At 67.4% G+C, this 20,333-nt stretch carries 21 protein-coding genes and 1 pseudogene; 5 read left to right on the forward strand and 17 right to left on the reverse strand.

The annotated features are described in order from the left end of the window. Positions 1-190: 190 nt before the first annotated feature. From OA56_RS00570 to OA56_RS00590, 5 genes are read right to left on the reverse strand one after another with little or no spacing between them, the layout of a single operon-like run. On the reverse strand, positions 191-955 hold the full coding sequence (locus OA56_RS00570) for an ATP-binding cassette domain-containing protein (RefSeq protein WP_461583131.1): 765 nt from the start codon (positions 953-955) through the stop codon (positions 191-193). 19 nt (positions 956-974) lie between these two features. Further along, positions 975-1,760, reverse strand: a complete 786-nt coding sequence (gene ssuC / locus OA56_RS00575) for an aliphatic sulfonate ABC transporter permease SsuC (RefSeq protein WP_037989185.1) — start codon at positions 1,758-1,760, stop codon at positions 975-977. A gap of 54 nt (positions 1,761-1,814) precedes the next feature. Beyond that, positions 1,815-2,690 (reverse strand): TauD/TfdA dioxygenase family protein, encoded by an 876-nt coding sequence (locus OA56_RS00580; protein WP_461583132.1) that lies wholly within the window; start codon positions 2,688-2,690, stop codon positions 1,815-1,817. 32 nt (positions 2,691-2,722) lie between these two features. After that, the gene (locus tag OA56_RS00585) at positions 2,723-3,679 is read right to left on the reverse strand and encodes an aliphatic sulfonate ABC transporter substrate-binding protein (RefSeq protein ID WP_461583133.1); all 957 of its coding nucleotides are present in this window, start codon (positions 3,677-3,679) and stop codon (positions 2,723-2,725) included. An 11-nt stretch (positions 3,680-3,690) separates the two neighbouring features. Next, positions 3,691-4,689, reverse strand: coding sequence for a sulfate ABC transporter substrate-binding protein (locus OA56_RS00590; RefSeq protein WP_461583134.1), 999 nt, complete (start codon positions 4,687-4,689; stop codon positions 3,691-3,693). A 141-nt stretch (positions 4,690-4,830) separates the two neighbouring features. On the opposite strand from OA56_RS00590, the gene OA56_RS00595 reads away from it, so the two are divergent. Both OA56_RS00595 and OA56_RS00600 read left to right on the forward strand, forming a co-directional pair. Then, positions 4,831-4,953, forward strand: coding sequence for a hypothetical protein (locus OA56_RS00595; protein WP_276607289.1), 123 nt, complete (start codon positions 4,831-4,833; stop codon positions 4,951-4,953). Further along, positions 4,928-5,101, forward strand: a pseudogene (locus tag OA56_RS00600) (type II toxin-antitoxin system YafQ family toxin); the annotation flags it as partial. The gene OA56_RS00595 and the pseudogene OA56_RS00600, both read left to right, overlap by 26 nt. Positions 5,102-5,178: 77 nt before the next feature. On the opposite strand, the gene OA56_RS00605 reads toward OA56_RS00600, so the two are convergent. From OA56_RS00605 to OA56_RS00635, 7 genes are read right to left on the reverse strand one after another with little or no spacing between them, the layout of a single operon-like run. Beyond that, complete coding sequence (locus OA56_RS00605) at positions 5,179-5,451, reverse strand: DUF2442 domain-containing protein (protein WP_028873850.1); 273 nt, start codon at positions 5,449-5,451, stop codon at positions 5,179-5,181. A gap of 34 nt (positions 5,452-5,485) precedes the next feature. Beyond that, complete coding sequence (gene nfi / locus OA56_RS00610) at positions 5,486-6,166, reverse strand: deoxyribonuclease V (RefSeq protein ID WP_461583135.1); 681 nt, start codon at positions 6,164-6,166, stop codon at positions 5,486-5,488. After that, positions 6,163-7,104, reverse strand: coding sequence for a DMT family transporter (locus OA56_RS00615; RefSeq protein WP_461583136.1), 942 nt, complete (start codon positions 7,102-7,104; stop codon positions 6,163-6,165). The genes nfi and OA56_RS00615 overlap by 4 nt, the downstream gene beginning before the upstream one ends. Positions 7,105-7,114: 10 nt before the next feature. Further along, positions 7,115-8,209: a polysaccharide pyruvyl transferase family protein gene (locus OA56_RS00620; protein WP_461583137.1), complete on the reverse strand. Its 1,095-nt coding sequence runs from the start codon at positions 8,207-8,209 to the stop codon at positions 7,115-7,117. Then, positions 8,206-10,470 (reverse strand): heavy metal translocating P-type ATPase, encoded by a 2,265-nt coding sequence (locus tag OA56_RS00625; RefSeq protein WP_461583138.1) that lies wholly within the window; start codon positions 10,468-10,470, stop codon positions 8,206-8,208. The genes OA56_RS00620 and OA56_RS00625 overlap by 4 nt, the downstream gene beginning before the upstream one ends. Further along, complete coding sequence (locus OA56_RS00630; RefSeq protein WP_055423187.1) at positions 10,451-10,654, reverse strand: heavy-metal-associated domain-containing protein; 204 nt, start codon at positions 10,652-10,654, stop codon at positions 10,451-10,453. The genes OA56_RS00625 and OA56_RS00630 overlap by 20 nt, the downstream gene beginning before the upstream one ends. Before the next feature lie 17 nt (positions 10,655-10,671). Then, complete coding sequence (locus OA56_RS00635) at positions 10,672-14,019, reverse strand: DEAD/DEAH box helicase (RefSeq protein ID WP_461583139.1); 3,348 nt, start codon at positions 14,017-14,019, stop codon at positions 10,672-10,674. A 171-nt stretch (positions 14,020-14,190) separates the two neighbouring features. Here OA56_RS00635 and OA56_RS00640 point away from each other — a divergent pair, with 171 nt between their 5' ends. The 3 genes from OA56_RS00640 to OA56_RS00650 are packed head-to-tail and all read left to right on the forward strand — an operon-like array spanning position 14,191 to position 17,227. Further along, on the forward strand, positions 14,191-14,925 hold the full coding sequence (locus OA56_RS00640) for a YebC/PmpR family DNA-binding transcriptional regulator (protein WP_055423185.1): 735 nt from the start codon (positions 14,191-14,193) through the stop codon (positions 14,923-14,925). Then, positions 14,922-15,464 (forward strand): crossover junction endodeoxyribonuclease RuvC, encoded by a 543-nt coding sequence (gene ruvC / locus OA56_RS00645; protein WP_055423184.1) that lies wholly within the window; start codon positions 14,922-14,924, stop codon positions 15,462-15,464. Before OA56_RS00640 ends, ruvC begins: the two co-directional genes overlap by 4 nt. After that, the gene (locus OA56_RS00650; RefSeq protein WP_055423183.1) at positions 15,461-17,227 is read left to right on the forward strand and encodes a Na/Pi cotransporter family protein; all 1,767 of its coding nucleotides are present in this window, start codon (positions 15,461-15,463) and stop codon (positions 17,225-17,227) included. The genes ruvC and OA56_RS00650 overlap by 4 nt, the downstream gene beginning before the upstream one ends. Positions 17,228-17,240: 13 nt before the next feature. On the opposite strand, the gene rapZ is transcribed toward OA56_RS00650, so the two are convergent. The 5 genes from rapZ to OA56_RS00675 form a co-directional block, all read right to left on the reverse strand. Then, on the reverse strand, positions 17,241-18,092 hold the full coding sequence (gene rapZ / locus OA56_RS00655; RefSeq protein ID WP_461583140.1) for an RNase adapter RapZ: 852 nt from the start codon (positions 18,090-18,092) through the stop codon (positions 17,241-17,243). A 214-nt stretch (positions 18,093-18,306) separates the two neighbouring features. Then, positions 18,307-18,627 carry a nucleotidyltransferase family protein gene (locus OA56_RS00660; protein ID WP_461583141.1) on the reverse strand — a complete coding sequence of 107 codons (321 nt, stop codon included), beginning with the start codon at positions 18,625-18,627 and terminating at the stop codon, positions 18,307-18,309. Beyond that, positions 18,624-19,022, reverse strand: coding sequence for an HI0074 family nucleotidyltransferase substrate-binding subunit (locus OA56_RS00665; protein ID WP_461583142.1), 399 nt, complete (start codon positions 19,020-19,022; stop codon positions 18,624-18,626). Before OA56_RS00665 ends, OA56_RS00660 begins: the two co-directional genes overlap by 4 nt. Further along, a complete protein-coding gene (locus tag OA56_RS00670) occupies positions 19,019-19,228 on the reverse strand; it encodes a hypothetical protein (protein ID WP_055423179.1) in 210 nt (69 codons plus the stop codon). Before OA56_RS00670 ends, OA56_RS00665 begins: the two co-directional genes overlap by 4 nt. Positions 19,229-19,316: 88 nt before the next feature. Further along, on the reverse strand, positions 19,317-20,333 hold the full coding sequence (locus tag OA56_RS00675) for an MBL fold metallo-hydrolase (RefSeq protein ID WP_461583143.1): 1,017 nt from the start codon (positions 20,331-20,333) through the stop codon (positions 19,317-19,319).

The following is a 20,333-nucleotide window of genomic DNA, read 5'->3' on the forward strand; positions in this document are numbered from 1 at the left end:
GGAAAAAACCGGGGCACGAGGCCGCAACGAACGGCCAAAACGGGGGGAAACGAGTGGCATTCAGTGCCGAGTGTCATGAAGAGCCGGTTTCACCGCGAGTTTCCCGGAAAATGGGGGTTGATCGAGGTTCCCTAACGATACCCCCAACATCTCCGGCGTTTCTTTCATCATAACTACGTCCCACAAAAAATCAATCTTCCATAACCCTTTTCAATATCACCCGTTGCAGCTCCGCAAATCGCGCCTCCGTGCGATCGCGCGGGCGGGAAATTTCGATGGGCAGATCGAGTGCAACGCTCCCCTCGTCGAGCAGGATGACCCGGTCGGCCAGGGCGACGGCCTCGGAGACGTCGTGGGTGACGAGGACGGCGGTAAATCCCTCTTCCTGCCACAAACGCTCGAGGAGGGCGTGCATCTCCAGGCGCGTGAAGGCGTCCAGCGCGCCGAAGGGTTCGTCGAGGAGCAGCAGTCGCGGGCGGTGAACGAGCGCCCGGGCGAGGGCGACGCGCTGGCGCTGGCCGCCGGAGAGGCGACCGGGCCATTCGTTGGCGCGCTCGGCAAGGCCGACGTGTTCAAGTGCCTCGAGGGCCGTGCGTCGTGCCGCGGTGCGTCCGCCGCCCAGGCCGAGGGCGACGTTGTCGGCGACGCGTTTCCACGGCAGCAGACGGGCGTCCTGAAACATGAGCCGGATGGCGTTGCGGTGATATGCGGGCGGAACGCCGTCGAAGCGCAGGGTGCCGCCGTCGGGGCGTTCCAGGCCGGCGAGCAGGCGCAGGAGGGTGCTCTTGCCGCAGCCGCTGCGACCGACGATGGCGACGAACTGGCCGGGGGAGATGTGCAGATCGAGATGGGAGAGCACGCGGCGTGGGCCGTAGTGTTTTTCCACGGCGTCGAGCCGCAGGCCGAGCCCTTGGACGGAAGCGATTTCGATTTCGCGAGGATGCCGTGCGTTCATGCGGGCGTTCTCCTGGGAATCAATGGGGGGCATTGGCGGGACGCCAAGGCAGGAGGATGCGTTCCAGGCCGCGCGCGCCAAGGTCGGCGAGTTTGCCGAGAAGGGCGTAGAGAAGGATGGCGAGCACCACGACGTCGGTACGCATGAATTCGCGTGCGTTCATGGCGAGGTAGCCGATGCCGTCGTTGGCGGCGATGGTCTCGGCGACGATGAGGGTCAGCCACATCCAGCCCAGCGCGAAGCGCACGCCCACGAGCAGGGAGGGCAAGGCACCGGGCAGCATCACATGACGAAAGAGTGTCCAACCGCGCAGGCCATAGGATCGGCCCATCTCCACGAGAGTGGGATCGACGCCGCGAATGCCGTGAAAGGTGTTGAGGTAGATGGGGAAGAATACGCCCAGGGCGACGAGAAAGAGTTTGGCGCCTTCGTCGATGCCAAACCACAAGATCACCAGGGGAATGAGGGCGAGGTGCGGCACGTTGCGGATCATCTGTACGGAGGTGTCGAGCAGGCGCTCGCAGCCACGAACACCGCCGCATAGCAGCCCCAGCAACAGTCCGATGCCGCCGCCGATGAGGAATCCGGCCACGGCGCGCCGACTGCTGGCCAGGAGATGCTGAAAGAGGGTGCCGTCCGCGAGCAGGGCCCAGCCGGCAGCCGCCACCGCGGCGGGCGAAGGAGCCACCCGCGTGGAGATCCAGCCGGAGGAGGCAGCCATCTGCCAGCAACCGAGCAGCAGCAGGGGCAGCATCCAGGGGACGGCACGTTCGGCCAGCAGGGTACGCACGGGGTTCGCACTCATGGGAGCTTCTCCTCTCAGATTCCCCGGCCACGCGGCCGGGGAAGGATGGCGGGGTCAGAAAGCACGGTCTTCGCCGAAGGTGATGCGGTGCATCAGGCGGTGGTGACTGCCGTAGTCCTTGGCGGCGTAGTGCTGGGTGGCGCGGTTGTCCCAAATGGCCACGGTATGCCGTTCCCAGCGCAGCCGGGCCTGGAATTCCGGGCGCTCGAAGCGGCGGAAAAGAAATCCGAGCAGTTCGTCGCTCTCCTGCCGCGACAGGCCGAGGATGCGGTCGGTGAAATTGGGATTGACGTAGACAAGTTTCTTACCGGTAATGGGATGGGTTTGCACCACGGGGTGCACCACGGGCAGGTGTTCGGCGCGGGCCTTGCGGTAGAGCGCCTCACCGTCGGGTTGGGAGAGGAAGAAGCTCGGCCAGCCGCTGTGCTCGAAGCTGTGCACCGCGCGCAGCGTTTCCAGTTCGGCTTGCAGGCCCGGGGAGAGGGATTCGTAGACCTTGGTGGCGCTGGTCCAGAGGGTATCCCCGCCGGCAGGGGGAATGACTTTGGCGTAGAGCACGGTGCCGGTGGGCGGATTGGACGAGAAGGTGATGTCCGTATGCCACTGGTCGGTACCATAGACGTGACCGCCGGGCTTGGCCTCGATCACCTCGATCGAGGCGATGCGCTCGTGGCGCGGAAAGAAGGCTTTGGCCTTGTCGGGGTCACCAAAGATGCGGGCGACTTCCGTCTGCTGCTCGGGGGTGAGTGCCTGGTCACGGAAGAAGAGGACTTCGTATTCGGCCAGCGCCCGGCGCAACTCGTCGCGGGTGATCTCGTCCTGGATAGCGTCGGCGAGCTGCAGGTCGTGGACGATCGCGCCGATGTTGGGCGTATAGGGTTCGAGCGCGAGTCGGGTATAGGAAGGAACGAAGCTCTGCGGTTTGGACATGATGTACTCCGAGTGGTGGTGAGAAAAAAGGATCAGCCGGCCCAGACGACGTCGCGCACGCTCACCGGCCGGGGCAGCAGCCCCAAGGCGCGGAAGGCGTCAGCGATACGTTGCTGGTTCTGCACGACGGATTCGGAGAGCGGCCATTCGAGGCCAAAGGCATAATTCTGGAATGCCCGCTGGACGATTTCGGTGGAAAGTCCCAGCTGTGGCGCGGCGATGCGGGCGGATTCGTCGACGTGTACCCCGATCCAGCGGTACTCTTCCTGCAAGGCTCCGAGCACTTGGCGCAGCAGATCCGGGGCGTTTTCGGTGAAGGCGCGGGTGGCGATCATGAAACCGTGATTGGCCGCCGCGCCCGTGGCATCGGCCAGCCGCCGGGCGCCGATCTGCACTTCAGCCGCGCTGGCGAAGGGTTCCCAAATCACCCAGGCATCGACGGCACCGCGCTCGAAGGCGGAACGGGCATCGGCCGGGGGAAGGAAGGCGGTCTTCACGTCACGGTAAGACAGCCCGGCGTTCTCCAGCAGGCGCAGCAAGAGGTAGTGGACGTTGGACCCCTTGTTGAGCGCCACCCGCTTGCCGGCGAGTTGGGCCACCGTGCGCAGAGGGGAATCCTGCGGCACGAGCAACGCTTCCTCGCGGGGGGAAGGAGGACGGTTGGCGACGTAACGCAACTCGGCTCCTGCGGCCTGCGAGAACACGGGGGGCGTCTCGCCCACCTCGCCAAGATCGATGCTGCCGACAGCAAGGGCCTCCAGCATCTGCGGTCCGGCGGGGAATTCGATCCAGCGAACGCTCACACCGCCCTGCGCCAGAGCACGATCGAGCGTGCCGCGGGCACGCATCACGGCAAGAACGCTGCCCTTTTGCCACCCCAGGCGCAATTCGCCCGGGGTCTGTGCTCGAACGAAGCGCGTTGGCCCCAGGGCGAGCGCGGCCGAGACGAAGAGCGTTTTCAGGACAGTACGGCGGGAAACGGGATTCATGTTCGCTCTCCTCACTTCGCCACGATGCGGTCGAACACGCCGCCGTCAGCGAAATGCTCCTGCTGCACTTTTTGCCAACCGCCGAAATCCTCGATCGTCAGCAGTTCGAGCTTGGGAAAACGGGCGAGGTCGGCCGGGTCGGCGTATTGGGGATAGACAGGGCGGTAGTAGTGCTTGGCCGCGAGGCGCTGGCCCTCCGGGGAATAGAGGTATTCGAGGTAGGCGCGGGCGATCTCGGCGGTGCCGCGGCGCGCGACGACACTGTCGACCACCGCCACCGGCGGTTCGGCGAGTACCGATACCGACGGCACGACGATCTCGAAGGTGTCCGGGCCGGATTCCTGCAGGGCAAGGAAGGCTTCGTTTTCCCAGGCAAGCAGCACGTCGCCCAGGCCACGCTGGACGAAGGTGTTGGTGGCGCCGCGGGCGCCGGCGTCGAGCACGGCCACGCGGCGATAGAGTTCGCGCAAATAGTCGGTGGCCTTGCGCTCATCGCCGGGCCAGCGCTTGTGCGCCCAGGCGAGCGCCGCGAGGTAGTTCCAGCGCGCCCCGCCGGAAGTCTTGGGGTTGGGCGTGATGACGGAGACGTCGCCTTTGACGAGATCGTCCCAGTCGCGGATGGCCTTGGGATTGCCTTTGCGCACGAGGAAGACGATGGTCGAAGTGTAGGGGGCGCTGCGCTGCGGCAGGCGCTGCTGCCAGTCGAGGGCGAGCTTGCCCGCCTGGGCGATGGCGTCGATGTCGTAGCCCAGCGCCAGGGTGACGACGTCGGCCTCCAGCCCATGAATCACCGCCAGCGCCTGCTTGCCCGAGCCGCCGTGCGACTGGCGGACCGTTACCGCCTCGCCGGTGCGATCTTTCCAGTAGCGTGCGAAGGCGACGTTGTAGGCCTGGTAGAACTCCCGCGTGGGATCGTAGGAGACGTTGAGGAGCGACACGTCGGCGCGCGCGCTGCCCAGCGCCAAGGCCGCCGCGGCGGCGACAAAGAACGAACGAGGAGTGAAACGCATGACGATCTCCCGACTGATGATGACCCCATGGTAACGAGGCAACATAGTCGGTAGAAGCACATTTTTTGCAGTTTTATATAATCTAAAAGAATTTATCAGTCACGACAGAGAACGGGAGCAATAAGTCCCCTGGAACTGAAAGTGCCCAACACAGCCACACGCGAAGCGATGGCCGAAGCCCGGGCGATACGACAGACCCGGCGAGCCCGTTTTTCCTCCGCCGAGGTGCTCTTCGACGACCTCGAAGAAACCGCCTACCAGTAAGCGGACCAGGCCACCGCGAGCGGCCGACTATACGCGCGCGTTTCGCCAGGATCGGGAGCGACTGAGCCGATCAAGGCGCTATGATCTGCGTCGGCTCAAAGAGGTGATGCTGTTGCTCATTGCCAACGATGGCCCGCTCGGCGCCGAGTGAAAACGGCGCGGACTGAAAGTCAGCGCCCAGAGGCACCCACCTATCGTCGCCAGAGACTTGTTCGCAATCCCTATTTATGCTTTTTCGATAAACTCGTTCGCTCTCGAGACCAGAGGAAAATTCTCCGGATGGCGAATGGACTCGATGGACAGATCGATATCGAGTTTCGGCCAATAGAGGTGATTGGGGCTTGGCCTTTCCACGTCGCAGATTTGCTCGACGCTCGCCTTTTTGAACCAAGGAAAATTCGCGAAGGGAAGCATCAATTCTTCTTCGTCGAGGAGCAACCAAAAGCCATTTTTGGAAATATGTGTCACTTCAACGGTCGAAGTGCTTGTGCCAGGCATCGATGATCTCCTGCAAATGACGTTCCACGACCCGTTATCTCATTCCCCGCTTCCGGACAGTCCCTGAAGCGAGCGCATGGGCCGCGCGGGTCGTCTCGGGCAGGCGGTAGCGGGTGGTGCAGGCCATCACCCAGTCTACGGCGCGCTCGAGGCTCACGCGATGGCCGATGGAGACGTAGACCGGATGCACGCCCACGCGGGTACGCAGCACGGCGCCGATGATTTCGCTGCCGTCGCGCAGCGGCACCCAGGCGCCGCGCCGTTGCGGCACCGGTTCGTGCCTGCCGACGAGGCGCGACTTGGCCACGCCGATGCTGGGCAGATCGGTGAGCACGCCCAGATGGCAGGCGATACCGCAGCGGCGCGGATGCGCCCGGCCGTGGCCGTCGACGAGCAGTAGATCGGGCGGGGCCGAGAGCCGCGCCAGCGCCTGCAGCACCACCGGCAGCTCGCGAAAGGAGAGCAGCCCCGGCACGTAGGGGAAGTTCACTTCGGCTTCCGCGACCGCCGTCTCGCTCAAGGCGAGCGAGGGAAAGTCGAGCACGGCGATGGCGGCGCGCCCCTGGGTGCCGCCGCCGGGAAAGCCGACGTCGACCCCGGCCACGCGCCGTACCGGCCCGTGCGCGTCCTCGCACACGACTCGACGGGCGATCTCGCGCTGCAGGGCGATCGCCTCCGCTATGCTGCGCGGCTGTAGGAGCGAAAGATCCGTCACTGCCCTTCCCCGGCTGCGGCGGGCGCGGAGCCGGATTTTGGCCGCCGGCTCATCATCACCACGCCGGCGATCACCAGGCCGCAGCCGGCGAGCTGGGTGAAAGCGAGCGGTTCGTCGAGCAGCCAGGCGCCGAGCAGCAGGGTGAGCACGGGGCCGAGGGTGGCGCTCATCGAAACGGGTCCGGATCCGAGGCGACGGATGGCTTCGGAGACGAGCCATACCGGGGCGACGGTGGAGACGAGCGCCATGGCGAGGCCGAGCCACAGCACCGGCGCCGGTTGCTGCCACAGCGAAGGCAGGGGGCGCATGACGGCGAACTGGCCGAGCACGAGCAGGCAGGCGAAAGTCGTCGCCCAGGCGCTCAGGCGGGAAGCGCCGATTTGCGCCACCACCTGGCCGGTGCCGAGAAGGTAGAGTGCGTAGGCCACGGCCGAGGCGAAGACGAGCCCGCCGCCCAGCCAGACGTCGTGCGCGCTGCCGGGATTCTGGCCAAGGTCGTGCACCAGCGCGAGCGCGAGCCCGGCGTAGCAGACGACCAGTGAAGCGAGGGTTCGACGGTCGAGCCGCGTGCCGAGGAAGGCCGCCGACATCAGCACGACCAGTGTCGGGTAGCAGAAGAGGATCATGCGCTCCAGGCCGGCGCTGATGTAGCGCAACCCGAGGAAGTCGAGGTAGCTCGAGCCGTAATAGCCGAGGAAACCGAGCACGAAGAGAATGCCCCACTGCCGCACGCTGAGGCGGTGTGCCGCCCTTTGCTCCGCCGCCCAGCCGAGCAGCAGGAAGAACGGCAAGGCGAAGCCCATGCGCAGGGCGAGGATGGTCTCGGCGTCGACGCCGTAGCGGTAGGCGAGCTTGACGAGCACCGCCTTGAAGGAGAAGCCGAACGCGCCGGCAAAAGCCATCCACCAGCCGAGCGCAGGGTGTTCCCGGATCGTCATCGTCTTTCTTTCACTCCATGGAAAACCGTCCCACCGGACGGCAGGCGACACCCGGCGCCCAGAAGATTTGCTCCGGGTGCCAGGTGCCGAAATAGGCGCGCAGCTTGCGCGCAGCGTGCGGCTCCCGTTCCAGCGCCACGGCCGGCACCCCGAAGGCGCGGGCCGTGAGCAGCAGATGCAGGCTGGTGGCACAGACTTCCACCGCCCCGGCAGCGAGCCCGCCGATTGCCTCCAGCCGGAGCTCGTCGATCAGGCGCAGCGCCGCCCGGTTCGACGGCGATAGGAAGCGGGACAGGCGCTCGAGCGCTTCTAGCGTGTCGTGCCACGGGGCGGCGCCGGCACGCACGAGGGCGAAGCACTCGCCTGCTTCGCGGCCTGCTTCCAGCCAGGCGGCGAGCGCCGCGAGCCACGGGTCGGTGGCGCATTCAGCAGCGAACTGCACCAGGCGATAGGCACCGAGCCGTGCGCGCCAGCCGGCGGCATGCGTTTCGAGCGCCGCTGCCAGATTCGAGGCGGCAAGCCCCTCGGCGGGGTCCGGCGCGAGCGGCAGGGAAAGCCCCTGGCGGGCAAAGAGCGCTCGGGTGCGGGCATCGCGCACGCGCGCTTCGTCCGCCGCGGCGAGTGCCGCGAGCGCGGCGCGCTGCACGCTGCGCGGCAATGCGTCGAGCCCCGTGCCGCCGCAGGGAGCAAAACCGAGGCGTCGCACTCCGGGGGCGTCCCCTCGGCGCAGCACGTAGGGTAGCGGCCGGTGCGTGCCCAACCGACGCACCGCCTCGCGGCGGCGGGCGCAGGGGTCGGCATCGAAGCAGGCGATCGCCCGTGCGGCACTTTCTTCGTCGAGCAGCATCACCGCTGCGGTCCAGGCGTCGCAATCGAGGATCTCGCCGCCGACGTGGTACAGGTCGTAGCCTTGCTTCAGGTCCGCGATCACTTCGGGCAGGGGGTGCACCGCGAATCCGGCCACGGAACGCGCATCCCAGGCGCGCAGGCCAGCGAAGTGCACACTGCGCTCGCCGGCGGCCTCGGCGGCGAGCCGGGCGAGCAGCAGGTCGCCGTAATTGTGCCGGTCGAAGGCGCCGAAGAGCACCAGGTCGATGGCGCTCATATCGCCCGGCGCAGGCGCAGCGAGTGGGTCACCACGAAGAGACTGGAGAGGCTCATGGCCGCGGCGGCGAGCATGGGGTCGAGCAGCCAGCCGGTCCAGGGGTGGAAGATGCCAGCCGCGAGCGGAATGAGCACCACGTTGTAGCCGTAGGCCCAGACGAAATTCCAGGCGATGGTGCGACGCGTGGCGCGTGCAAGGCGCACGGCCTGCGGCACGGCGGCCGGGTCGCCGCGCATGAGCACCACGTCGCCGGTCTCGATCGCCACGTCGGTACCGGTGCCCATGGCGATGCCCACGTCGGCCTGGGCGAGCGCCGGCGCGTCGTTGATGCCATCGCCCACGAAGGCGAGCCGCCGCCCCTGGGCCTGCCATTGACGCAGCGCCTCGGCCTTTTCTTCGGGGCGCACCTCGGCGCGAACTTCCTCGATGGCGAGCGCCCGGGCCACTGCCTCCACGCTGCGGCGCAAATCGCCGGAAAGAAGCGCCACGCGCAGACCGAGCGCATGGAGTTCGGCCACCGCCGCCGCGCTCGTGGGCTTGAGCGGATCGGCAAACGCCAGCACCCCCACGGGAACGCCGTCGGCCGCCACCCACACGAGCGTTCTGCCTTCGCCGGCCTGCGCCTCGGCCCAGGACGCCAACGCCGCATCCGGCGCCCGCGTTCCCACCTCCTTCTCCAGGAAGCGGCGCGAACCCACCGCGAGCCGCAGCCCTTCGACGCGGCCGCGGATGCCGCCGCCCGGCACCGGTTCGACCTCCTCGGCCGGCGGCAGCGGCACCTCGCCCACGGCCGCGAGCAGGGCGCCGGCAATCGGATGCTCGCTCGCTTTTTCCAGTGCGGCCACGCGCAGCAGCCACTGCCGCGCCTCGCCCGGCGCATTCCAGCACGCTTCCACCAGCGCCGGTCGCCCAGCGGTGAGCGTACCCGTCTTGTCGAAGACCACGGTGTCGATCGCGGCGAGCCGCTCCAGGGCGGCGCCGCGGCGCACGAGGATGCCGCATTCCGCCCCCCGCCCCGTGGCGACCATGAGGGCGACGGGCGTGGCGAGCCCCATCGCGCAGGGGCAGGCGATGAGCAGCACGCTCACTGCAGTGACGAAAGCGTAGGAGAGCCGCGGTTCGGGCCCAAAGGCCAGCCAGAGGGCAAAGGTGAGCACGGCCACGGCGAGCACCAGCGGCACGAAAACGCCGGCCACGCGGTCGGCGAACGCCTGGATGGGCGGCTTCTCGGCTTGCGCCCGCTCGACCAGGGCGATGATGCGGGCGAGCAACGTCTCGCGGCCGACCTCGGTCACCTCCATGGCGAAGCCGCCGGAAGTGAGCACACTGCCGCCGACGACCCGATCGCCGGGGCGCTTTTCCACCGGCAGCGGTTCGCCGGTGAGCATGGACTCGTCGACCCAGCCCGCTCCCTCGCGCACGATGCCGTCGGCGGGAAGGCGCTCGCCCGGGCGCACCTGCACCCGGTCGCCGGGGCGCAGTTCCTCGACAGGCAATTCCCACACCGAGCCGTCTTCGCGCAAAACCCGTGCCGTGCGCGGCTGCAGCCGCAGCAGGCGCGAGATGGCGCGGGATGCCCGGCCGCGGGCGCGCGCCTCCAGCATGCGCCCGAGCAGGATCAGGGCGACGATGACTCCGGCCGATTCGAAATACAGATGCGCGCTGCCTGGCGGGAAGATCCCCGGCGCGAGCCAGGCGAGCAGCGAATAGCCCCAGGCGGCGCCGGCCCCCAGCAGGACGAGCGCGTTCATCGCCGGGGCGCCGTGGCGCAGTTCCGACCAGCCGGCGCGCAGCAGCGGCGCGCCGCAGACGAAGAGGATGAGCGAGGAGAGCGCCGCCTGCAGCGCCTGCCACAGCCACATCGGGGCGAGGCGGGCAAAGAGCGCTTCTCCGCCCGGCAGCATCGGCCCCATGGCGAGCAGCACGAGCGGCACCGCGAGCCCTACGGCCCAAAGCACCCGGCGCCGCGCCGCGCGCGCGGCCTCGTCTTCCTCGTCGGTGCAAGACTGTGACGCCCGCGGTACCGGCTCGTAGCCGAGTTCGCGGATCGTACGCCGGATGGCGGCCTCGTCGACCCGGCTCGAATCGTAGCGTACCGTGGCGCGCTCGAGCGCCAGATTGACGCTCGCCTGCCGTACGCCCGACAGCCGCTGCAGGCCCCGTTCGATGCGCCGCACGCAGGCGGCGCAGGTCATGCCGCGGATGCCCAGTTCGAGCTCGGCCTCGGCGGCGGGCGCGGAATCAGGCGAGTCTTGCGTCATAGCCCTCTTCGAGAATCGCCTCGATCACCGCCTGCGGGCTCGGATCGCCTTCGATCACCACTTCCTCCCGCTCCCGGCTCACCGAGACGACACGCGTCACGCCCGGTACCTTCTTCAGCGCCTCGGCCACGGCCTTCTCGCAGTGCGCGCAGCTCATCCCTTTCACTTCGTAGCGTTGTTGCATCGTCCTTGCTCCTGTCGTCAAGCTTCCACGGGCGAAGAAGACAGCAGTGCCGCCACGTCCTCTTCGGTGAGCGCAAATCCGCCCGCCTCGCCCGTCTCCAGCGTGCCTTCGGCAAGCGTGCGTTTGCGCGCCTGCATTTCCAGCATTTTTTCTTCGACCGTATTGGCCGCGATCAGTTTATAGACGAAGACCGGCTTGTCCTGACCGATGCGGTGCGTGCGGTCAATCGCCTGCTCCTCCACCGCCGGGTTCCACCAGGGGTCGAAGAGGATCACCGTGTCGGCCTCGGTGAGGTTCAAGCCCACGCCGCCCGCCTTGAGGCTGATGAGGAAGACCGGCGCTTCGCCCTGGCGGAAGCGATCGATCACCTCGTCGCGCCGGCGCGTGCTGCCGGTGAGCTTCACGTAAGGGATTTTCAGCTCGGCGAGCACCGGCTCGATGCGCTCGAGCATCTGCACGAACTGGGAAAAGATGAGGATGCGCCGCCCCTCTTCGACGAGTTCGGGCAGGGTCTCGCGCAGCCAGTCGAGTTTGGCCGATTCCTTCACCTGGCGCGCCTGCGGCAGGTCGACCAGCGTGGGATCGCAGCACACCTGCCGTAGTTTGAGGAGCGCATCGAGCACCGTGATCTGGCTGCGGGCAAGCCCCTTTTCGGCCAGCGCCCGGCGCACGCGCTCCTGCATGGTCAGCCGGATCGCCTCGTAGACCTTGGCCTGCTTCTCGCCCAGCGTCACGGTCTGCACGATCTCGGTCTTGGGCGGCAGTTCCGCCACCACCTCTGCCTTCGTGCGCCGCAGCAGGAACGGGCGGATGCGCCGGCGCAGATGCTCGAGACGCGCCGCGTCGCCCTCCTGCTCGATCGGATGGCGATACCAGCGGTTGAAGGTCTCGAGCGAGCCGAGAAAGCCCGGCATGAGGAAATCGAAGAGGGACCACAGCTCGCCGAGATGGTTCTCCATCGGCGTGCCGGTCAGGCACAGGCGCTGCTCGGCGCGAAACTTGCGCACGTGCTGCGAGATCTGCGCCCGCGGATTCTTGATCATCTGCGCTTCGTCCAGGATCATCACCGACCACGCCTGCGGGCGCAGGAGCTCCACGTCGCGCCACACGAGCGGGTAGGTGGTGATGACGAGATCGTGGCCGGGAATCGACTCGAGCCGTTCGCGCCGCTGCGCCCCGTGCCAGACGAGCACGCGCAAATCGGGGGTGAAGCGCGCCGCCTCGCGCGCCCAGTTGCCCACGAGGCTCGTGGGCGCCACCACCAGCGCCGGTTGCTCGAGCCGGCCGGCGCGCTTTTCCGCCAAGAGATGCGCGAGCGCCTGCAGCGTCTTGCCCAGCCCCATGTCGTCGGCCAGGATCCCGTGCAAGCGATGCCGGCGCCAGAACTGCAGCCAGGCCAGGCCCGTGCGCTGGTAGGGCCGCATCTGCGCCTGCAAGCCCGGCGGTTCCTCCACCGGCATGGGGCCGCCGTAGCGCTCCAGCTCTTCGAGCATGGCCGACAGCGTCGGTGCCTGGATCTGGGCCAAGGTTCCGGGCGGCAGCTCGCGCAGCAGGGAAAAATCGTAGCGCGACAGCCGCACCGGCCCCTCGCGCCGCGGTTCGCGCCGCAGCAATTCCAGCGTCAGCTTCAGGATGGGTGCGATCGGCTCGAGCGGCACCACCGCACAGGCGTCTTCTTCCGGAAAGGGATAGACGATTTTCTCCGGCCAGTCGTCCTCGCCATAGCGCTCGAAGACCTCCGCCGCGAGCTCCGTGAGGTCGATCTCGCGCTCGCCCGCTTTCACCTTGGCGTCGAACGCGAACCAGTCGCCTCCTTCGTCGGCCTGGGCGAGTTCCACTTCCGCCGTGCTCGCCTCCCACTCCTGCGGCCAGAAATCGTCCCCCACCTCGATCTCGGGCGAGAACTCGCCCAGCACCCCGGCTTCGAGCCGCTCGCGCAGCTCGTGCCACAGCAGGGGGGATTCGGCCTGCGCCTCGTATTCGGTGAAATCGGGCCAGGCGAGCGCCATCCGCAGCGGCTCCAGCAGCACCCGCACCGTGCCGAACCACTGCTTCTCCCGGGCCACGGAACGGTGCGGCAGCTCGAGGCGCACCTCGTCCCCGAACGGATGATGCACCCGCCCCTGGGCATCGACCACGACTTCGCCGTAGCGCACTTCGGGACGGATGCGCCGTTTTCCTTGCTCGTCGCGCCACAGGACGAGGCGAAAGTGCGCGGGTTCCTCGACCCGCACCGTCGCCACGGGGGCCGGAGCCGGCAATGCTTCGCCGAAGAGCTCGCTCCAGCGCCGCGCGAACACCGGCGCTTCCGCCTGCGGCACCGGCGGCAAGGCGTCGAGCCGCTCGACGTCGGCCCATTCCACTCCCTCGGGCAGGATCAGTGGCCCCACGGTATGGGTCTTGCGCTCGAAATAGTGCCAAGGCAGCATGAAGCGCAGCGGCACGATGCCCGCCTCGCCATTGCCCTCCACGTGCCACACGCCCTGGAATGCCCCGCGCGCCGTCTCGCGCCATAGCCACAGCAAGCGCCTTGGCTCGCCCCAGCGCAGGAAGACGCCCTCCGTGTGCGATCCAAGACAGGCGCGTCCGCTCTGGACGATGGCGGCAAAGGCCGCACCCAGCCAGGTACGCGGAGGACCGTGCATCGACGCCACCGCCAGCCCCATCAGATCGGCGACGGTGAGCGCCTCATAGATTTCCCGATGGTAGTAGACCGTGAGCAGATCGACGGGCTTGCCGGCGACGAAGCGGCGCGGATCGCGCTTGTAGGGACGGGTGAGAAAGGCATTCCAGCCGAAGAGGCCGCGGCGCTCGTCGAGCCGCACGTCGTAGAGGATGCGCTCCGGCGGCTGCTGGTCCGGCCCCGGGTAAGGGTGCGGCTCGTGGCGCAGACGGCGCTGGCGGGCCGTCTCCTCGATCCAGCGCATGGCCGGGGAGCGCTTGGCCTCCTGGTCCTTGGCGATTCGCGCGACTGCGGCAGACACGCCTTCCTTGTCCGGCGAAAGAGACCGGTTGCCGAGCATGAGCTCGACCAGCTCGCCCAAGTGGATCCGTCCCTCTTCCTCCGAGGGGGGGAGGGGATTTCCGGAACCTGGCACCTCGACCTCTTGCCCCCTGGCAGCCTCCCGCTCTGCAAGCCGCCCGGCGAATTCGATGAGCAGCGCCGCACAGTGCTTGCACGCCTCACCGATGGGGCAGGTACAGGAACATTCAATGGACGAAGGTTTGACGTCGCTTTCTTCGTCCCATGATATATCGATATGCTGCACGTAAGGAGAACGCTGCGTTCCCTGAACCCGGCCCTCGATGTGCCAATGCTGCTCGTCGCCAGAAAACTCATAGGAGCGCACCCTATCCCGTTGCACCAAATCCTCTCCCCGTGACCAGTAGACGGGACCGAAGACGTGGAGCCTCAACCACTCGAGACGACGACGGTTGCGTTCTGCCGGATTCATTGCGCTCACGCCGGGGAAAGGGGATCGCACAGTATAATTGGCCAAAGGTGCAAACTCAATCGCAACGCGGCAGGAGAGGCAATGGCTGGCCATTCCAAATGGGCGAACATCCGTTTCCGCAAAGAACGGCAGGACGCCAAACGCGGCAAGATCTTCACCCGGCTCATCCGCGAGATCACCGTGGCCGCGCGCAACGGCGGCGGCGACCCCAACTTCAACCCCCGTCTGCGCGCCGCCATCGACAAAGCCAAAGAGCACAACATGCCCTCCGAGAACATCGAGCGGGCCATCAAGCGCGGCACCGGTGAGCTCGAGGGGGTGAGCTACGAAGAGATCCGCTACGAAGGCTACGGCCCGGGCGGCGCGGCGGTGCTCGTCGACTGCATCACCGACAACCGCACCCGCACCGTGGCCGAAGTGCGCCACGCCTTCAGCAAGCATGGCGGCAACCTCGGCACCGAGGGCTGCGTCGCCTTCCAGTTCAAGCACTGCGGCCAGATGATCTTCGCCCCTGGCACGAACGAAGATGCGCTGCTCGAAGCGGCACTGGAAGCCGGGGCCGAGGACGTCATCACCAACGAGGACGGCTCGATCGAGGTCATCACCCCGCCTTTCGAGCTCGAGCGCATCCGCGCGGCGCTGGAAGCGGCCGGTTTCACCCCGGAAGTGGCCGAAGCGGTGTGGAAGCCGCTCAACGAGATCGAGCTCACGGGCGAAGACGCCGCCAAGATGCGCAAGCTCATCGACGCGCTCGAATCGCTCGACGACGTGCAGGCGGTCTACACTTCGGCCGTCTTCGACGAAGAGGAGCCATGACGGCGGTGCGCATCCTCGGCCTCGACCCGGGGCTGCGCATCACGGGCTTCGGCGTCATCGAGCGGCACGGTACCCGGTTCGCCTATGTGGCCAGCGGCTGCATCCGCAGCGGCGAAGGCACCCTGCCCGAGCGGCTCGCCACCCTCTTTCGCGGCGTGGACGAGCTCATCGCCACCTACCGGCCGACCGAGGCCGCCGTCGAAAAAGTCTTCGTCAATCTCAACCCCCAATCGACCCTGCTCCTGGGACAGGCGCGCGGCGCCGTGCTCTGCGCGGCCTTGCTCGGCGGCACCGCGGTGCATGAATACACGGCGCTGCAGGTGAAACAGGCCGTGGTCGGCTACGGCAAGGCCGACAAGGTGCAGGTGCAGGAAATGGTGACGCGGCTGCTCGGCCTCGATGCCACCCCGGGGCCGGACGCGGCCGATGCGCTCGCCTGCGCCATCTGCCACGCCCACCAAAGCACCCACCCCTACGCGGCGCAAGCCGTGCGGCGCCGCGGCGGACGGCTGCTCGTCCCCCCGCCCTCGCGCCGATGAAGCCGATCGCGCTGTGGCCGGCCTGGGCGCGCAACCTGCCGCGCCTGCTGCTGCTGGGGTTGCTCGGCTGGTGGCTCGTCAATAGCGCCACCGCCAACGAGATCGCCGCCGGCCTGGCCCTCTTCCTGCTAGGCATGCGCTCGCTCGAAGACGGCGTCAGGGCGCTGGCCGGCAGCGGGCTCGAAACGCTGGTGCGCACCAGCACCCGCAGCACCCTCGGCGGCCTCGTTTTCGGCTTTTTCGCCACCGTCGCGACCCAGTCGAGCGGCATCGTCTCGCTAATGACCATGTCTTTCGTCTCGGCGAAGATGATCTCCTTGAACAGCGGACTCGCGCTCATCCTGGGGGCCAACATCGGCACCACCACGGGCACCTGGATTTTCGCCACGCTGGGGGCCTCGCTCGATCTCGCACGCTACGCGCTGCCCTTCGTCTCGCTCGGCATGGTGCTGCGCTTTTCGCGTGAACGCGCTTTCGCGGCCACGGGCCACATCCTCATCGGCCTGGGGCTGATCCTCTTCGGCATCCATTACCTGAAGATCGGCTCCGAGCTCTTTCAGCAGCAGTTCGACCTGCGCGCCTATGCCCCGCCGGGGTACGCCGGGCTTTTGACCTACACCGCGGTCGGCACCCTTGCCACGGTGGTGATGCAATCGAGCCACGCGACCATGCTGCTCACGGTGGCCGCACTTGCGTCCGGCCAGATCGGATTCGACAACGCGCTCGCCATCGCGATCGGGGCCAACATCGGCAGCACCGCCACGGCCCTGCTCGGCGCGATCGGCGCCGACGTCGCGGCCAAACGGCTCGCCCTCGGGCATTTCTTCTTCAACCTCTTCGCCGCTGTGCTGGCTCTAGCCGCCTTCCCCCTCTTTCGCACCGGCACGCGGCTCGGTGCCAGGCTGCTCGGCCTGCCGGAAGACGATGCGCTGCTGCAGCTTGCCTTCTTCCATACCTTCTTCAACGCCGTGGGCGTGTGCCTCGCGCTGCCGAACCTCTCACGCTTCCTGCGGCTGCTCCAGCGCCTCTTGCCCGACACGACCCCGGCCCTGACCGCTCCAAAATACCTCTCGCCGACCCAGCTCAAGACGCCCGACGTGGCGATCGAATCGCTGCGCAAGGAAACCTGGCGCCTGTTCGACCGGGCGATCGACCTCATCGCCCTGGTGATGCAGGTCGACCCCAAGGCCATGCGCGCCGGAGAAGATCCGCACGAGCTCGACCACCCACCCGCGCGGGTTCATACGATCGACATCGACGGTCTCTACCGGGCGCGGATCAAGCCGCTCTCCGGGCTCATCGTAGACTTCGCCGCGCGCCTCGCGCCGCCCGCTCCCTTGGCGGCCAAACTGCAGCACATCCTTCAGGCGAGCGCCGCCATCCAGGAAGCGGTCAAGGACACCAAGCACCTGCAGAAGAATCTCGTTCCCGGCCTGCAGCACCCCAACTCCATCGTGCAGCGGCAGTACCTGCGCTACCGCCGCCACCTCGTCGAGACGCTCTACGCCATCGCCCATCTGCCGCGGGAACCGGGCTGCGACGGCAGTGCCGCCGAGCTCACGCTGGTCACCCACACCTCGCTGGCGCAGCTCGACCCGCTGGCCAACGGCCTGCTGGAAGAATGGCTGAAAAACGGCGAACTCTCGCCGGAAGAGGCCACCTCGATGATGAACGACACGGCCTACGTGCGCCGCATCACCGAGAACCTGCTCACCGCCGCGCGGCTGCTGGGCGAGGCGGCGCTGCCGCCGCATGCCGCCTGAGCGGGACGCCCCCTCAGGCAGAAAGCACGGCCGGGCAGTCGCGGTGGCGCACCAGCACACGGCCGCGCGCCGCGAACGCCCGCCCCAGGCGCTCCACCAGATACACCGAGCGATGCTGCCCGCCGGTGCAGCCCACCGCCACCGTGAGATAGGCACGATGCTCACGCTCGTAGCACGGCAACCAGCGATCGAGAAAACCGGCGATCTCGGCAAACATCGCCTCCACCTCGGGAATGGCCTCCAGCCAGCGCACCACCGGCTCGTGACGCCCGGTGAGCGGCCGCAGCGCCTTGTCGTAGTAAGGATTGGGCAGACATCGCGCGTCGAACACCAGATCCGCATCGAGCGGCACGCCGTGCTTATAACCGAAGGACTCGAAAGTGAGGGTGAGCCAGCCGCCCTGTCCGGCAAAGACGAACTCGCGGATCCACGCGCGTAGCATTCCGGCCGAGAGGTCGCTCGTGTCGATGCGATGCGCCCGCTGCGACAGCGGCCCCAGCACCTCGCGCTCGAGCGCGATCGCCTCCACCAGGGGCCGTCCTTCGCGCGCCAGCGGATGCGTGCGCCGCGTCTCGGAGAAGCGCTCGAGCAGCACCCCATCGCGCGCTTCCAGAAAGAGCAGATCGACGCGATGCCCCTGTTCCGCCAGGCGCTCGAGCGTGCCGGGAAGCGCCTCCAACCCGCCGGTGCGCGCGTCGATGGCGATCGCCACCTGCGCCACCGCCTGCCTCGCCAGGTGCTCGACCACCGGCGCGAGAAAGGCCACCGGCAGGTTGTCGATGGCCACGAACCCGGCGTCTTCCAGCGCCCGCAGGCCCACCGTCTTACCGGAGCCCGAAAGCCCGCTCACCAGGATGATGCGCATCTTTGCCTCTCCAATGATCCCATTGAAAATCGATGGTATCACCGCACATCCCCAATGCCGCGCTCATTCCCCCTCCTCAAACTCCGCGTTCTCGAAGCGTAGCACGGAGCCATTTCTCGCACCGCCCGCTCGCGGTCGATGCCATTTCTCACGCGGCGGCAGCAAGCCTCACCGGCGCTTGGCCACCGAGGCGCATCCGGAGTCTGAAGGGAAATCATGGATTTCGTTCTGGATAAATGCACCTTCCCTCTCGGCGGATTTTATCCTTGAGGGCCAAGTTGGCGAGGCGATCCCAGTGCAGGAGGTCGATCTTGAAGAGGATGGGGAGTTCGTCGATCTCGTTCCACAGGGCGGAGAATTCCTCCTCGCTCATCGAGGGGGCGAAAACGGCCAGATCGATGTCGGAGCCGGGACGATGCATTCCCTTGGCGCGGGAACCGAAGAGGCGTACTTCCTCGATCGTAGGATGGCGGGCGAAGACGCGGCACAAGTCGGCGAGGATTTCGTCCGCCAGGCCGGAGGGATCGGTCGTCACCGTGGCAACCATTGGCGCACCTGCTGCGCGAGTTCCCGGAAAAGGGGCAACCCTGTGTGGCAAACGAAACGATAGACTTCTTCTGCCAACGATTCGTCGTACGTGTGGCTGGTGAGGTTGCGCATGCGCTGAGCTTGGCTCCAGGCGTTGCCATCGTGCAGCAGCCCCGCGGCCAAGGCCTCACGGAAGACTTCCCGGGGCGTCAGTGCCTCGATTCCCTCCTCGAGCAGTTTGAGTCGCAGGACCTTCCATGCGAGCTCCCAGCAGAACTCGAAACGTTGGATGACCGAGTCGCGGAGGAATTCCGAGTACGGCTGGGCGCAGGCTTCGGCAAGCCGCTCGGTGGCCTTGAGGAAATCTTGGCAGCGCTCGTGGAAGCGTTCGTGATTCGTCATACCGTGCCTGGGGGCGGAGTACGCGCAAGCAGCGCGCCGAGGTCGAGGTTGATGCTGGTCACCGGTCGGAGACGTCCACCTTGCGTGCGCCGTCGCAAATCCTGCCACTGCCCGACCAGCGAGCCGGATGTGACGACAAGCACGGTCCCGCGCGCCTCGATCCCGGCGATGGCGGCGTTCTTGCGGAGATCTTCGCGTTTGAGCATACCGGGCTCTACCCGTCTTTCGACATCGAAGAGCGATGGTATCACCCCCAGCAGCAGGGCGCTACGGACCTCGTTCCTTCCCGAGTGCTCACGCCGGCAGCATCGCTTGCCATCGCCCCTCGTTGCGGCGGATCGCCCCGGCGCGTTCGAGCTCGTCGCCCAGCCAGCGCACTGCCTCGTCGGGCGTCAGTTCGATCCAGTCGAGGGCGCGCTGGAAGAGTTCGACCCCCGCCAAGGTGGCGCGTAGTTCGTCTTCCTCCATGCGCCCCCGTTCGAGCAGGGTGAAGGTGACGCAGGCGCGCAGGGCGTTGCGCGCGATGCGCCGGGGATCGGCGGCGAAGGCTTCGAGCCGCCCCCAGGCGCGCTGCAGGGCGCCGGCCACGTCACGAAAGGGCGCACCGTGCCCCGGGATCACCCAACGCACCGGCAGGCGTTCGATCGCCGCCAGCGCCTCCCGCGCCGCGGCGATGGCATCCGCCTGGCCGAGCAAGGAGGGAAAGAGGATGCCGAAACCGTCTTCCCACAGGGCGTCGCCGCTGATGAGCACGCCGTGCGAGGGTTCGAAGTAGGCGAGCGCGTGCATGTCGTGTCCCGGCACGGAAACCGCGCGCCACTCCCACTCGCCCATCGGCACGGTGTCGCCGGCCGCGATGGTGGCCGAATAGGAGAAGGGCTCGGCCTGTTGCCCTGCATTGGAGAGCAGCAAGGCGGCTTCGTCCCAGCGCCCGATCGGGTCGGCCAGCCCCTCCGGCACCCAGATGGGACAGCCGAAACGCCGCGCCACCGCCGCGTTGCCGCCCAGGTGATCCGAATGCGAATGGGTGTTGACCAGGCGCACGACGGGCTCCCCGCCCACCGCGGCGTCAAGCAGCGCCAGCGTCTCCCCGGCTTTCGTCACGTAGCCGCTATCGACCAGCGTCCACCCTTCCTTGCCGCGCAGCAAGACCGAGTTCGAGGACAGCCAGCCGCGCTGCAGCACCACCATCCCTTGGGGCAGAGTCTGCGTCGTCATCGTGTCTTCCACCTCTTCGCCATACACGCGCCGGCCGCAGCCGACGCACACCCCGTCTTCGATCGTGCAGATGCCCACGCACTCGGATTCCAT

Source organism: Tepidiphilus sp. HLB4 (assembly GCF_054823945.1).